The organism is Tunturiibacter empetritectus (assembly GCF_013410875.1).
GTDB lineage: Bacteria > Acidobacteriota > Terriglobia > Terriglobales > Acidobacteriaceae > Edaphobacter > Edaphobacter empetritectus.
In genome coordinates this window covers 802,822-816,847 of record NZ_JACCCU010000001.1, presented here as the reverse complement: position 1 = coordinate 816,847, position 14,026 = coordinate 802,822, and the positions used below count along the sequence as shown (strand labels likewise).

At 59.2% G+C, this 14,026-nt stretch carries 14 protein-coding genes; 7 read left to right on the top strand and 7 right to left on the bottom strand.

The window, feature by feature from the left end:
* Positions 1-40: 40 nt before the first annotated feature.
* The 3 genes from HDF08_RS03480 to coaD form a co-directional block, all read right to left on the bottom strand.
* On the bottom strand, positions 41-1,207 hold the full coding sequence (locus HDF08_RS03480; RefSeq protein ID WP_179637213.1) for a mannose-1-phosphate guanylyltransferase: 1,167 nt from the start codon (positions 1,205-1,207) through the stop codon (positions 41-43).
* A 67-nt stretch (positions 1,208-1,274) separates the two neighbouring features.
* Positions 1,275-2,471, bottom strand: coding sequence for a pyridoxal phosphate-dependent aminotransferase (locus HDF08_RS03475; protein WP_179637212.1), 1,197 nt, complete (start codon positions 2,469-2,471; stop codon positions 1,275-1,277).
* A 56-nt stretch (positions 2,472-2,527) separates the two neighbouring features.
* Complete coding sequence (coaD, locus tag HDF08_RS03470) at positions 2,528-3,022, bottom strand: pantetheine-phosphate adenylyltransferase (RefSeq protein ID WP_179637211.1); 495 nt, start codon at positions 3,020-3,022, stop codon at positions 2,528-2,530.
* 126 nt (positions 3,023-3,148) lie between these two features.
* Between coaD and HDF08_RS03465 the strand changes: the two genes are divergently transcribed.
* The 3 genes from HDF08_RS03465 to HDF08_RS03455 are packed head-to-tail and all read left to right on the top strand — an operon-like array spanning position 3,149 to position 4,867.
* On the top strand, positions 3,149-3,757 hold the full coding sequence (locus HDF08_RS03465) for an RNA polymerase sigma factor (protein ID WP_179637210.1): 609 nt from the start codon (positions 3,149-3,151) through the stop codon (positions 3,755-3,757).
* A complete protein-coding gene (locus tag HDF08_RS03460) occupies positions 3,754-4,275 on the top strand; it encodes a hypothetical protein (protein ID WP_179637209.1) in 522 nt (173 codons plus the stop codon). The genes HDF08_RS03465 and HDF08_RS03460 overlap by 4 nt, the downstream gene beginning before the upstream one ends.
* A gap of 1 nt (position 4,276) precedes the next feature.
* A complete protein-coding gene (locus tag HDF08_RS03455; RefSeq protein ID WP_179637208.1) occupies positions 4,277-4,867 on the top strand; it encodes a Spy/CpxP family protein refolding chaperone in 591 nt (196 codons plus the stop codon).
* A gap of 523 nt (positions 4,868-5,390) precedes the next feature.
* Here HDF08_RS03455 and recA read toward each other — a convergent pair.
* The 3 genes from recA to HDF08_RS03440 all read right to left on the bottom strand — a co-directional run bounded on the left by recA (position 5,391) and on the right by HDF08_RS03440 (position 7,787).
* Entirely contained in the window at positions 5,391-6,458 is a 1,068-nt protein-coding gene (gene recA / locus HDF08_RS03450) for a recombinase RecA (protein ID WP_179637207.1), read from the bottom strand.
* Positions 6,459-6,818: 360 nt separating this feature from the next.
* Positions 6,819-7,124 (bottom strand): YXWGXW repeat-containing protein, encoded by a 306-nt coding sequence (locus tag HDF08_RS03445; protein ID WP_179637206.1) that lies wholly within the window; start codon positions 7,122-7,124, stop codon positions 6,819-6,821.
* Between the two features lie 192 nt (positions 7,125-7,316).
* Positions 7,317-7,787 carry a hypothetical protein gene (locus HDF08_RS03440; RefSeq protein ID WP_179637205.1) on the bottom strand — a complete coding sequence of 157 codons (471 nt, stop codon included), beginning with the start codon at positions 7,785-7,787 and terminating at the stop codon, positions 7,317-7,319.
* Positions 7,788-8,116: 329 nt separating this feature from the next.
* Between HDF08_RS03440 and HDF08_RS03435 the strand changes: the two genes are divergently transcribed.
* Positions 8,117-9,112 carry a hypothetical protein gene (locus HDF08_RS03435; protein ID WP_179637204.1) on the top strand — a complete coding sequence of 332 codons (996 nt, stop codon included), beginning with the start codon at positions 8,117-8,119 and terminating at the stop codon, positions 9,110-9,112.
* Between the two features lie 19 nt (positions 9,113-9,131).
* Here HDF08_RS03435 and HDF08_RS03430 read toward each other — a convergent pair whose 3' ends face one another.
* Entirely contained in the window at positions 9,132-10,751 is a 1,620-nt protein-coding gene (locus tag HDF08_RS03430; RefSeq protein WP_179637203.1) for an FAD-dependent thymidylate synthase, read from the bottom strand.
* A 134-nt stretch (positions 10,752-10,885) separates the two neighbouring features.
* On the opposite strand from HDF08_RS03430, the gene HDF08_RS03425 reads away from it, so the two are divergent.
* The 3 genes from HDF08_RS03425 (at position 10,886) to HDF08_RS03415 (ending at position 13,990) form a co-directional block, all read left to right on the top strand.
* Positions 10,886-11,620: a YqjF family protein gene (locus tag HDF08_RS03425; protein WP_179637202.1), complete on the top strand. Its 735-nt coding sequence runs from the start codon at positions 10,886-10,888 to the stop codon at positions 11,618-11,620.
* Positions 11,621-11,639: 19 nt separating this feature from the next.
* Positions 11,640-12,386, top strand: a complete 747-nt coding sequence (gene fabG, locus HDF08_RS03420; protein ID WP_179637201.1) for a 3-oxoacyl-[acyl-carrier-protein] reductase — start codon at positions 11,640-11,642, stop codon at positions 12,384-12,386.
* A gap of 449 nt (positions 12,387-12,835) precedes the next feature.
* Positions 12,836-13,990 (top strand): GNAT family N-acetyltransferase, encoded by a 1,155-nt coding sequence (locus HDF08_RS03415; RefSeq protein WP_179637200.1) that lies wholly within the window; start codon positions 12,836-12,838, stop codon positions 13,988-13,990.
* The last annotated feature ends 36 nt before the right edge of the window (positions 13,991-14,026 follow it).

The following is a 14,026-nucleotide window of genomic DNA, read 5'->3' as shown; positions in this document are numbered from 1 at the left end:
GAGTTGACGATCTTTACTGACGATTCTTAGAGGGCGATTCTCAGATGAGGTCTTCTCGACCAGCACTCTTCAGCTGAGCAACAACCTGTCCCACTTCCTGCGATCGTTCGCGAGTCGTAATTAGCAGAGCGTCCTTCGTTTGAACTACCACAAGGTTTGTAACACCAACCAGCGCAATCACCTTACCAGGCGCGTGAATATAGTTTCCGGTGGAGTCAATCGAGATGCAAAGCGGATCTTCACCCTCAAACACATTCGCCACCGAGACGCTCTCCGGCGGACAACCAGCCGCATGCTCATGCAGCGCCGACCAGCAGCCCAGATCGTTCCACTCAAAGTCGCCTGGAAGACTGTAAATCTCAGCACCCGCTTCGCCCTTGGCTGAGCGCGGCTCAAGCACCGCATAGTCGATGCTGATGTTCTCGCACTGCGGATAAACCTCCGCAAACACCCGCTCAAACTCCTCCTTCGACACGCGATGTGCAGCAGCGATCTTCTCCAACAGCGGAGCCATTGCAGGACAGTGTTCGCGAATCGCATTGGCCAGAGTTCGCGCACTCCACAGGAAGATTCCTCCGTTCCAAGCGTAGTTCCCCGACGCAACGAACTGCTCCGCAACCTCAGCGTTCGGCTTCTCCGTAAACCGCTTGACGCGCCGAACCACAACGCCGGAATGTGGGACCTGTGCAGGATCTACAGTCTCTCCCAACTCAATGTATCCATAACCAGTCTCTGCCCGCGTGGGAGGAACACCAAGAACTACAATCTTCTCTCCACTCGCAGCCAGCGCAATCCCGGCGCGAATCACCTCGGCAAACCTGGCCTTATTCTTCACCACATGATCCGACGGAAAGATGCCAATCACCGTCTCTGGAGCAGTCGACTCCAGCAGAAACGCAGCAAGAGCACACGCAGGCGCGGTATTTCTGGCCGCTGGTTCGCTCAGGATATGTTTGCGAGGTACTTCCGGCAGCTGCTCGGCGATCAGGTCGTCAAGAAGGCTGTTCGTAACCACCCAGACTTCGGAAGGATCAACCACGGAAGTCAACCGCTCCACCGTCTGCTGAATCATGGTGCGCTCTCCATCCAGAGCCAACACCTGCTTCGCCCGAGCCTTCCGGCTTCGAGGCCAAAACCGTGTTCCGCTGCCGCCTGCAAGAATCACCGGAGCGAACTTCTGCTCCGTCTTACCGCCTTCAATGGACATAAGCCTCCGTCTTAGTGAAAAGACCGCACCGTAAAGCAGCAGTGCGGTCCAGACGCAAGATCAACAGCTAACTCAGCGTTGCAAAGTAGTCCCGCATTCGTTTCACACCTTCATCCACGACGTCGTGCGAAACGGCATAAGACAACCGAATATGCTCCGAAGTCCCGAAGGCCTCACCCGGAACGACGACAACGTGCGCCTCGCTCAGCAGCTTCGAAGCCAAGTCCGATGCCGACTGGACAGCGCCTCTACCGATGAACTTGCTGATATTCGGATATACATAGAAGGCTCCCTGCGGCACCGTGCATGTCAGCCCCGGAATGGTCTTGAACCCAGCCAGAGTCTGATCGCGCAGCTTGATGTAGTCAGCACGCATCTCCGTGACACACTCCTGCGAACCGGTGAGTGCCGCAATCGAGGCTCGCTGCACCATGCTGGCCGTGTTCGAGGTGCTCTGCGATTGCAGCTTACTCATCGCAGCAATGATCGGCTTCGGTCCCAGCGCAAAGCCAGCTCGCCAACCTGTCATCGCGTAGGTCTTCGAGAGCGAACCCAGTACAACGATATGTTCCTTGCAATCGGTGAAGGAGCCACCGCTGACGACCTCCCCGGTAAAGGTCAGGTAGACGTAGCACTCGTCGAGCAGCACATAAATGCCGTGCTTGTGGGCGAGACGAACGATAGCTTCAAGATCCTCCGGAGCGACCACAGCGCCGGAAGGATTCGACGGAGTATTGAGAATGATCGCCTTGGTCTTCGGGGTGATCGCCGCCTCAATCATCTTCGCCGTGATACGGAAGTTCTCCTCCTCTTTGCTCCCGACCAGAACGACCTTACCGCCTGCGTACTGGATGATGTCCTTGAAAGAGACCCAGTAAGGGACAGGAAGAATTACCTCATCTCCGTGGTCAACCAGAACCTGAATCGCATTGAACAGCGCCAGCTTGCCACCGGTGGTGAAGACGCACTCGTCAGGCGTGTAGTTCGAACCAAAGTCACAGGCGTGCCGATCGACGATGGCTTTGCGCACCTCTGGAATACCAGCCACGTTGGTATAACGGGTGAAGTTATTCTCGATCGCTTCAATGGCCGCGTCCTTGATGTGACGCGGAGTGGAGAAGTGAGGTTCGCCGGCTCCGAAGTCCGCGAGATTCACGCCTTCAGACTTGAGCTTCAGCGCTGCGGCTGTAATAGCCATGGTTGCCGAAACTTCGATGCGGCCGATACGGTCTGCGAATATCTTCGTCGCTGTCGCTGTGGTCATATCTCTAGTTTGGCAGATTTAGCCAGCGAGATAAAGGAGCAAGTCTTCTCAAACCCTCAGAGCCGGTTCGGCACCTTGGCTTTGAGGCGCTCGACAACCAGAGGAGGTACGAGAGCTGTAACGTCGCCGCCGAGCTGGAAGACGCCTTTTATCAGTCTTGAACTGACGTAGGTGTACTTTTCCGCCGGCATCATGAAGAGCGTTTCGAGCTCAGGATCGAGCTTCCGGTTCATCATCGCCATCTGAAACTCATACTCATAGTCGCTGATTGCCCGAATGCCCCGAAGGACAGCCTTGGCACCCTGCTCCCGGGCAAAGTCGACCAGGAGACCATTGAAGGTGGTTACCGAGACGTTGCCAAAACTACGAGTCGCTTCGAAGATCATCTCTTCACGCTCCGGAACAGTGAAGAGCGGCGTACCCTTTTCCGAGTTGCGAAGAATCGCTACGACCAGCTCATCCACAATCTTCGACCCGCGGGCTATCAGATCGAGGTGACCGTTCGTCAGTGGATCGAAGGTTCCGGGGTAGATTGCTTTTACCGTATGCATGCATCAGCAGCATACCTTGCTTTGCGGGTAAAAAATAAATCGCGGCAATCCTGTAGTCTTGCGGGGCCACCCGGGCGTCTCTTTCAACAGTAAACAATGCCGCAGCAGCCTGAATACGGGTCACAAATGCCATCACAAGCTCTCAGCTCCGATAGTCTTCCCATGACGCGACAGACCGTCATCGCTCACGCGCCGGCCACTCCTCTCGACGATATGGACTCGATTGTGGCCACCTATGAGCAGCGGATCTTCCGCTTCCATCTGGTCTCGATCCGGGACCGCGATGTGGCCCAGACATTGACTCAGGACACCTTCATTCGAGCCTGGTCGGCGCGCAGCAGCTTCCGCGGCGACTGCTCGATGCTGACCTGGCTGATGCGGATTGCGCTGAACCTGGTTCGCGATCACACTCGCACCGACCGTTTCCGCTTCTGGAAGCGGGTCTCGGATACCGCCGTCGATGTATCCGATATCTCGTCCTACGTTCCGCATCGCGACAGCTCCCTGGAGTCGCGCCTGATCGCCAGTGAGCAGATGACGCTGGTATGGCAGAGCGTTACCGAACTCTCGGAGCGCCAGCGAAGCGTCTTCCTGCTGCGATTCCTCGAGGAGCTTGAGCTCTCCGAGATCGCGAGCATCACAGGTTTACCGATCAGCACCGTCAAGACCCATCTTTACCGAGCCCTCGCGACCATCCGGGCTCGCCACAACGCCTCTCTCAAGGATTCCCTATGAACCTCCACCTGACTCACGAGCAACTCTGCGATGTTCTTCTCGCTGACTCGTCGCTTCCGTCTGCCGGCGTCGATCACGAGACCGATGTGATCGATCAGCACCTTCAGGCTTGCCTGATCTGCGCGGCGGAGCTGAAGAGCCTGCGCGATTCGCTCTCTCACTTCCGCGATGCCTCGGTTGCTTACTCGCAGCAGGAGTTTGCACACAGCTACGCGCGGCGCTCATCCATTGCGCCTCCGCACAGCATGCTCTCGCAACCACTTTACTGGGCAGCAGCGGCGGTAGTCTTCGTCGCTGCCCTCTTCCCGATTACCTTGCACCAACAGCAATCTGCCGCTCGTTCCGCGGCGAAGGCCGCTGCGGCGGCGTCTTCGCAGACTGCGGAGTCGGATGAGGCTTTGCTCTCGGATATCGACCAGAAAGTCTCTGCCGATGTGCCTTCTCCGATGGAGCCGCTGGTTGATCCGACCGACAGCACGACTTCACTCACCTCTACTTCAGATCAAAGGACGAACTGACATGGGACGAACTGATATGCGTCTGAAACCTGTACTTTCGATTGTTTTATTCGCGACGCTCTCTGGAAGTTTTTTGACGGCGCAGCCGCCTGCGGGTTCACCACCTCAGCCGGGTATGGGAATGGATAGGGATCGCGGCGGATGGGGCGGGATGCGCGGGGGTTTCCGCATCGGGCCTCCAGGAATCTGGTGGCACAATCCCGACCTGATCCAGAAGCTGAACCTGACTCCGGACCAGCAGAAGAAGATGGACGACATCCTGCAGCAGAGCAAACTGCAACTGATCGACCTGAGGGCCGCGGTCGAGAAGCAGGAGGTTCTGATGGAGCCGATGCTGGCGGCTGATCCTCCGGATACGAACAAGATTCTGGCGCAGATCGACCACGCGGCCCAGGCGCGAGCGGAGCTTGAAAAGGCGAACGCCAAGATGCTGCTGGGGATTCGCAATGTGCTGACGCCGGACCAGTGGACCAAACTGCAGGCCGAGATGCGGGACCATCGCCGCATGAGGATGCAGGGTGACCCGGGCGGACGGGGCTCCGAGGGTCAGGCACCCCCTCCGGGCGGTCCAGGCGGCGAGGGGATGGAGTAGGAGGCAGCTCTGTTGCCGATTTGACTCCTCCCCTGACAGGGGCACCCCCCCCCCTATTACCCGCGCGCAAATCCTTTATTATCATATACTTAGACGCATCATTGGCCTGCAAAAACCTCATTCTAAATGAGTTACGTGCAGATTCGTGCAGGCGAAGGAGTTACGGGCGTTTGTGATGTTTCTTTCGCAAGAAAGCCTCGGTTTCGTCCGGGGCTTTCTCGATCTAATTCCAGTATAAGCTTTTTGATATAACTCATACGCCACGTCTATGTGGTTTGGTTGCATGGATTTAGCTTTGATAGGGGCTTGACAGCGAAAAATTGCTTTGTCCAGACCTGGAGAAAAGCAAACGCGGGGGTCTCTCCACTGCGCAACGAATGATGAAGCTGTTCGCTGCTTCGGTCGAGATGACGCCTTGTAGGTGGTTGATGGGGGTTTGAGCCAGATGACGCGTTGTAGGCAGGAGAAGCGCCGGCAAACTCTTATGCCGGCGCTTCCTCTAGCGCTTCCCTGCTGTGACGATTTACTTTTTGGCGCGGACGGCTTCCTTGGCTTGAACGGGACCGTCTGTGGGGACTGGCGGAACGTCGGCTGAGGCTACACCGGAGATGCCTAGCTTCTTGCGGAGTTCGGCGTCGACGCGGGCGAAGACGTCCTTGTTGTCCTTCATGAAGGCGCGAACGTTTTCGCGGCCCTGGCCGATGCGTTCGCCCTGGTAGCTGTACCAGGCTCCGCTCTTGTCGACGATGTTGTGCAGAACGGCGAGGTCGAGCACATCACCTTCGCGGGAGATGCCTTCGCCGTAGAGGATGTCGAACTCGGCGTCGCGGAAGGGTGCGGCGACCTTGTTTTTGACGATCTTGACCTTGGTACGGGAGCCGACGACGGAATCCCCGTCCTTGACGGCGCCGATGCGACGAATGTCGATGCGAACGGAGGAGTAGAACTTGAGCGCTTTGCCGCCGGTGGTGGTCTCGGGATTGCCGAACATGACGCCGATCTTCTCGCGGATCTGATTGATGAAGATCAGGCAGGTGCGTGACTTCGAGACGGTGCCGGTGAGCTTTCTCAGCGCCTGACTCATCAAACGTGCCTGCAGCCCCATGTGAGAGTCGCCCATCTCGCCGTCGAGCTCAGCCTTGGGAACCAGCGCGGCGACCGAGTCCACCACGAGGACGTCGATGGCGTTCGAGCGGACGAGGGCTTCAACGATCTCGAGGGCCTGTTCGCCGTAGTCGGGCTGTGAGACGAGGAGGTTGTCGATGTCGACGCCGAGTTTGGCGGCATAGGCGGGGTCGAGCGCGTGTTCGGCGTCGACGAAGGCTGCGAGGCCGCCGGCCTTTTGCGCCTCGGCGATGATCTGGAGGGTGATGGTGGTCTTGCCCGAGGACTCAGGGCCGAAGATCTCGATGACGCGGCCGCGGGGGACGCCGCCTACGCCGAGCGCTGCGTCGAAGGAGATGGAGCCGGTAGAGATGACCGAGATGGGCACGACGTCTTTCGAGCCGAGCCGCATGATGGAACCTTTGCCAAACTGCTTTTCCAGCCCGGAGAGGGCCAGTTCTATTGCCTTGCTGCGGTCATCTGCCACGTGATTTCTCTCCTGAGGTGTGGGTAAGAGGGAGGTTGATGTTTCAATTTGGGATTCTAGCATTCAAAACGGGAAAAGCAAATAAAAGGCGAATACAACTTGCAGGTGATTCTAGAAGATCATGTTCTGCCGGACGGGCGCCCTGCTTGGTCACCCCACAAACGAAGACCTGTTTGTGGGGACCCCGATTCGGCAGCGGTCACTTCGTGACTGGTATACCCCTTCGGTTGGCGCTCCCGTTGGTCGCGAAGAAACATCTTGTGCCGACCAACGGAAGGCCTGGGCGAAGCCGGTATACAAGTCACGAAGTGACCGCTCCACGCGCAGTGGGCCCGTCCGGCAGGACCTCTTTACTGAGTGCTAGTGGTGGTCGTCATGGTCATGATGATCATGATCGTAGTGGTCGCCATGGTCTTCATGGTCCCAGTGGCCTTCGTGCATACGCCAGCCTTCCTGGTAGTGGTCGTAGTGTGGATGGCTCCAGTAGGCGCCGGCATAAGGCGGACGATCCCAGCGGCCGGGAACCCAGACGTAGCGGCCGTCGTTGGCTCCCCAGTAGCCATCGACCCAGGCATACCCATCTCCGGGCATTGGTGGACGTGCTTCATAACGCAGCGGGGGCGGTGTTCTGCCGATATAGATGCCAACCTGCCCGAACGCTGGCATGGTCAAGGTAACTGACGTTATTGCAGCAATTAGCCATTTCGTCTTCATATAAATTCTCCGTACCCGAACCTTAGCTGCGACGGCAAGATTGTGTCAATGACCCGTATGACTGTTCGACAGGAGGGGATTCAGTTTCACGAAACAGAAGTGAATGAGGCGAGGGTGAGAGAGTTCTGCGTGTGCGTGCCGTGTTCAGGGGTGCTGGCTCTCCGCTTTGTAGAGCAGTTTGCCTGGGACGAACTCGGTGGCGATGCCGAAGAGAGCGCCAAGGAGGCCGCCTGCACGAGCGAGTCCGCCAGTGAACTTTGCGTTATTGGTGGCGCCGGGATTGTTGATGCGCGAGTCGACAAGGGCACCGATTCCGGCACCGACGCCTGCGCCCAAGGCGGCCCCTGCGATGATCGATCCGGTTGCGTTGCGGGCTCGGATCTGATGGATGTCCGCTCTGAGGAAGGAGAGCGAGCGATCAACTCCGGCTTGTCGCTTGTGGCAGACGATTGCTTCTTCACTGACCGAATCGAAGGCACAGAGAGTTCTTTGCCTGGCGAGCGTGATTCGGATCGAGGCACCGGGCTTGAGGGTCTCGAGATCGTGCCAGTCTTTGACAGGCTGCTGGGCAAGGCCCACCGCGGAGGCAGAGAGGAGGAAGGCGAGGCAGAGCACAAGGTTTAAAACGCTGGCGCGGATTCAGCCACCCCCTCAGTCGCGCCCCAAACTATAGCTCTGCGCGTGGAGGCTGGCAAGCACTGCGTTTCTACACGGTATCCGCTCTCTGCCTAGACCCAGCTTCCAGCAGCTGTTCGTTGCTCAGCTTTTCGTTGCTTTTGGTGATCTGGTTCGAGTACGCTCGGCTGCGCGCCGCCTGGCTCAGGTCACCTGGCGCTGAACGTTGGTTGCTTAAACCCTCGGAGCGTCAGTTGACCCAAACTTTCCGTAGCAGCCTCCCCGGTTTTCTGCTTAGAGGTTCCCTGCTTAGTTCCCTGCTTAGAGCGATGGGATTTTTTCTTCTGGCAACCGCCACGCACGTTTGCCCTGCCGGCGCTGCTGGACCGAAGGCAGAGGGCCCGGTTGGGATTGGGGTGCCGTTTGATTCTCTTCCAAATGCTCCGGTACCAAGCGCAGCTTTTATGCCAGGTGTGACCGGCTCTAGTTCTGGCGATGACGTCGCCGATGGCCTGATGGTTGCTTCTTCCGCAAGCACACTAAGGTTCAGGGGGGCGGGCGGCGGAACGGGCGGCGGAACGATTAAGGCTCCTGCCTCGGAGCGGGAGATGGCCAGGGAGGAGCTGACCGAGGGCTGCGAGAGCGGCAGGATCAAAGGCAAGCCGTGCAGAGTGCACTGGCTGCCGATGCTGTGGCAGTCGTTCGAGTTTCTTACGGCGCAGCACTCGGGAAACATTCTGCTGGACTCGGAGACGCGGAACGATCTGACGTCGAATCCTTACTGGTCGACGTATGTGTTTTGCGTCGAACACTACCGCTGGTACCAGTGGTCGGACGATACGACGTTCATCGTGCATGACATCGGGCATCCGATGATGGGAGCGATTACCAGCAGCATCTTTGAGCAGAACGATCCGAAGGCGCGGGGGCTGGTGTTTGAGAACAATGGCAACTACTGGCGCAGCCGGCTGAAGGCGATGGCGTGGTCGGCGGTGTACAGCGCGCAGTGGAAGGTGGGGCCGGTGAGCGAGGCTTCGATCGGCAACAGCGGGCGGAACACGTATTATGTCGCGCATCTGGGGCGCACGACCAACGAGACTGGATTTCAGGACTTCGTGATCACTCCGGTGTACGGCTTCGGCTGGAATGTCGGCGAGGATGCGATCGACCGCTACCTTATGCCGAAGATTCGCGCGCGGTCGAAGAACCGCTTGTACCTGACGGCGTTTGCGTGGATGACGCCGTGCAAGTCGACCGCGAACTTGCTGCGGTGGAAGCCGACCTACTACCGGGACATCGCTATTTCCCCGTCGGGCAGCAACTAGCTCAGGCCGCGAGGTAGTCTTATCGCCGCAACAGATCCACGGGCTCGTTGACGTCTTCGATGCGGAAGTACTGGGCCAGCGAAGGGTGCTTTTTGGCGACCGCTTTGTACATCTCCCAGGCGACGCGGCGATAGCTGAAGTGGCCGGCGATGCCGCTGCGGAGTTCGGAGATGTAGAGGGCCTCGGCGAAGTCCATCTTGAAGAGCGAGCGGCAGCGGGTGGCCAGCGGGAGTATGTACTGGGCGGATTGCGCGGCCTCGGGGACGCTGCTGTCGCGCAGGCTGCGGTAGGTCGCGTAGGTGGCGGCGAGGGTCTCGCTGTAAAGGGTTTCGAGGCCGGCTTCGGCGAGAGTGGGCTGGCCGGGGCAGATGGGCTCGTCGTAGCCGTGGAGGTCGGTGTAGGGCTGCAGGAGCTGGACGCAGCGGCGATGGCGATGCATGTCGCGGAAGCCGCCGATGTCCATGAGGATGTCGAAGCGGAGGCTGTGTCCGGAGGAGAAGCTGCGAAGGAGTTCGTCGTGGCGGCCGCGGTGTTTGGCGCCAAGGGAAATGATCTCGCCGCGCTGGTTAGCGCTGAGGGCGGCGACCTGATTACGGAGCTGGCGGTAGGGGTAGTGGCTGTGCGGGTAGAGGAGCGAAGTGGCGAGTTCGACTTCAAGGGGCTCGTCGCCGTCGAGTAGATCGACGACAGGCGCGGAAGCGATGGGCTGGCTGCCCATGAGGAGCTTCGCGGCGTGGGCGAGTTCGCTGCGGGTCTCGCGCTGGTAGTCGTTGGGGGTGGCGTATTTGACCAGCGTGGGCGCAGCTTTGACGGGGCGCAGGAAAGCTTCGTGGGCGCGCTCGCCGCAGTCAGCGTCAAGGGAGGCGATCTCTTCGCAGAGGACCTCGCCGGCAGCATGCTGGACGTTCCATGCGGGCTCGGAGGCTGCGGTGCGAAGCTTTTCGCCTAGCTGGCGGATCTCGGCGAAGTCGCTGGTGAGCAGGCGGGAGACCTGAGTTTCGAGGGTGCGGGCGTTGACGATCTGGCCGAGCGAGGTGTTGGTCGCAAGGGGGAGGAAATAGCGGGCGACGTCAAAGGCGCGGGCCTTGAGGGTACGCTCATAGGCGTCGGGCTTCATCGATTCAGGCTGCGGGATGGCGGCCTTGAGCGTGGTGAGCATGCCGGCGCTGACCTTGTCGTAGGTGGTGAAGAGGCGCTCGACGGCGGCGGTGAAGGTTGAGGTTTCGTCGCCGAGGGCAGGAGTGAACCAGCCGGAGAGGCGGAAGTTCTGGTAGCGGGTGGAGCGCTCCTGGCCGTCCCAGCGTGTCTCGTCTACGAGTTCGATCGCAGCGAGCAGAGAGAGACGCTCGATGGCGAAGGGGATGTGGGCGAGGTCGGCGATGGAACGATGGCCGTAGGCGAAGTAGAAGGTATTGAGGAACTGCTCGGCGCGCTGGGAGCTGATCTCGGCGAGGGACTCCTTCATGGTGAGGGCGGAGCGGGAGTACTTGGCCATGGCGTAGGCGAGGACCTCGGGATCGGCGCCGTGGATGGCGTAGACGTCGGTCTCGCTCGCGGGGGGGTGCGCGGCCGGGGCATTCGCGGGGGAGGAGGTCGCGTGGCTATCGATTTTGTTCTCTGGGTTGTGGGTCGCTGGCATGGTGAGACTCAGGATACTTGATCCCGTGAAGCTGGGCTTCCGACGGGTGTTTCGGGGACGACTATGCTTGGGAAATGGATGTTTTGAAGGCGCTGGATCACCGTCCCTATGAACTGCCTGCAGGGAGATGGCGCATGGCGCAGCGGTGGAACGACCTGCTGTTCGCGCACTGGCCGATTGCGGTGGACGCGATGGCGCGGCTGCTGCCAGCAGGGCTGGAGGTTGACAGCTTCGACGGATGGGCGTGGGTGGGTGTAGTGCCTTTCTGGATGGATCAGGTACGGACGCGGGCGGTGGGCGAGAGATGCGTCGCTGTTCCGAGTGCTGGGAAGTTTTGCGAGTTGAATCTGCGGACCTATGCGCGTTCGCGGGTCACTGGCCTGCGTGGCGTATATTTTTTCTCGCTCGATGCCGCGAGTGCGCTGGCTGTGATGGGGGCGCGGACACTCTTTCATCTGCCGTACTTTTTGGCCAACATGCAGCGAGAGGTTTCGGCGAATGGAACGATCGATTACAGAAGCAAAAGGCTGATGTCGAAGCAGAGCGTACGGTTTGAAGCAAGCTATCGCGGACTAGGTAAGGTCGCAGGGCCGAGTGTCGACGGCACATTGGAGCATTTTTTGACGGAGCGCTACTGCCTGTTTACTCCGCATGGAGGGAGGGTGCTGGTGGGGCACATCCATCATCTTCCGTGGCCGCTGAAGCGGGCCGAGGCGGAGATTCGTGTGAACGAACTGCCTGCGGCCCATGGCATCGCGCTGTCCGATCGTGCGCCGGTTCTGCACTTCGCCCGGGAGCTGCATGTTTACATCTGGTCGCTGCGGGAAGACCGCTCGGAGAAGGCCCAGGCCGATTCGTATAATGAGTGAGTTTGCTGCAAGGAGAGTCATGAGTATTTCGGCAGGACGTGTTGCGTTGGTGACGGGAGCTTCGCAGGGGATTGGGCGCGCATGTGCGCTGGAGTTGGCGCGGGCGGGAGCGACGGTGGCGCTAGCGGCGAGGAATCTCGAGAAGCTGGGCGACGTTGCCGCGGAGATTGCGGCTGCCGGTGGAAAGGCGCACGCGTTTGCGCTCGATGTTTCAAACGAGGAGTCGATCAAGGAGTGCGCGAAGGCGGTGATTGCGCACTTTGGCGCCGTGCATATTCTGGTGAATAACGCCGGCATCACGCGGGACATCTTATCGCTGCGCATGAAGCGGAAGGATTGGGACGATGTGCTGACGACCAACCTGACGGGCGCGTTCCTGATGACGCAGGCGGTGATGTCGCAGATGGTGAAGGGCCGGTGGGGGCGAATCGTCAACGTGACCTCGGTGGTGGGGGAGACGGGACAGGCGGGGCAGGCGAACTATGCTGCCTCGAAGGCGGGGCTGATCGGGTTGACCAAGTCGCTGGCACGCGAGTTGGCGAGCCGGACCATTACGGTGAATGCGGTGGCGCCAGGATTTATCGAGACGGCGATGACCGAGGTCCTTACCGCCGAGCAGAAGGCGATGAATGCGCAGTTCATTCCGCTGGGACGAGTTGGAACCGACGTTGAGGTGGCTCATGCGGTTGCGTTCCTTGCGTCGGAGGAGGCCAGCTATATTACCGGGCACACGCTGGACGTAAACGGCGGAATGTACATGGGGTAACCCGTCTATGGGTACCCTTGGCAGCGACAAAATTTATTCATAGTTTCGCCGAGTACTTGCTGTAAAGTCTTTCCAGTACGTGATTTATGGTTCGATTTTCTTTTTTGAGTTTTGAGGTTGATCTTTTGCACCCCGTCCAGAGCTGTTTGGGTTGCCTCTCTCAAAGAGGTTGCAGGGAGCCTTTGAAGCAGGTCCGGGTCCAGAGTGATTGCCACAATTGTTGAATCAGAGATCCAATCTGATTGATTCGGCGTAAGCCTTTCAGCTATCGCGTGATTCGTCTCCCGAAAAATGTCTTTGATTTGTTTCAATCAGCAACTACTTGGAACTGGCAAAAGCCTGTTCCACAGACTGGACTGCCTTATCACCAGAGACCAGATCCTATCTGTCGTACCGCAAGTAAATACCTGACGTTCGAGTACCAAGATCCTCGGTTCACGAAGTAACTTATGCTGTCGACCAGAGATGAAGCAAAAGACCTATTGGGGAGTGATCTGGATGCTGCGCACCTTCTCGTTCTGCGTGGGCGAGAGGCGATTCTGCGCATGCAGCCAGTCCTAATCCGTTTGAGCGCGCTCTGCGAACAGACCGGAGCGATGGATTACCTGGAGTACTTCCTGACCGGAACCGACAATCTGAAGAAGATTCCCTACCTAGTGCTGGCAGGAAAGCGTCGGGACTTAACCGTTACTGAGCTGCGGGCCGAAGACCTGAAGGGCGCCGTGCTGGTCTATGAGTACAAGGTGCTGGGGATGCCGTCGCGGGTCTTCACCACAAGCGACTTCAACGGCAGCAGGGCCGTGATTGCGCCGCCTGCCGAGCGGACCAGAATCTCCGCCAACGTAGGCCGCTACCTAATGACCAATGGCGCGCAGGTGGTGATGCTCAGCTACTCGGGCGAGGGCGATGAGACGTGGTCGGCGTGTTTCGACGGCTCGGTTCCCGGGGATGAGAAGCGCCTGTGGACGACGCAGACCCGCGAGGTGGGGGCGACCATTGTGCTGGAGAAGACGGTGGATGAGACGCTGGCCGCCATGGGCAAGCACACCCGGCGAAATCTGCGGTACTACCGCCGCAAGGCCGAGGCTGAGCTGGGATGCATCTTCGAAGGCGACGTGAAGAGCATGCTGAACAAGGCTCAGCTGATCGAATTGAACGAGGCGTCGACCCATCCCATCTCCGAGGACGTGCTCGAGCGGCGATACAGCTCCATGAAGGCGCTGGACGGGTTGTTCTGCGTTGGTGTGAAGCGGCCGGACGGCCAGTGGATCAGCCTGCTGGGCGGCAGGAGACATCATGGCGTGTCGGAGATTGACTGGCAGATGAATCGCGGAGGGCTCGAACGATACTCGGTTGGAACGGTGATCCGCGCGTACCTGATCGAGCACGAGATTAAAATCGGAACCGGCAGGCTGTACTTCGAAGGAGGAACTCCGCACTCGATGCGGCACGCGTTCGTCTCCGAGAAGGCGGTCGATATTGTGGTGGCGAAGCGGTCGCTGTTTGTCTCACTGCTGCGCCGGGTGGCCCACTGGTCGCCGCCAAAAAATAACTTTCTGCTGCAGACGCTGGTCGATCCTGCGCTGCATTGGGAGCTGCACTAAACTTCTATCGAGAGATGAAGCGGCCGGCTCATCGTT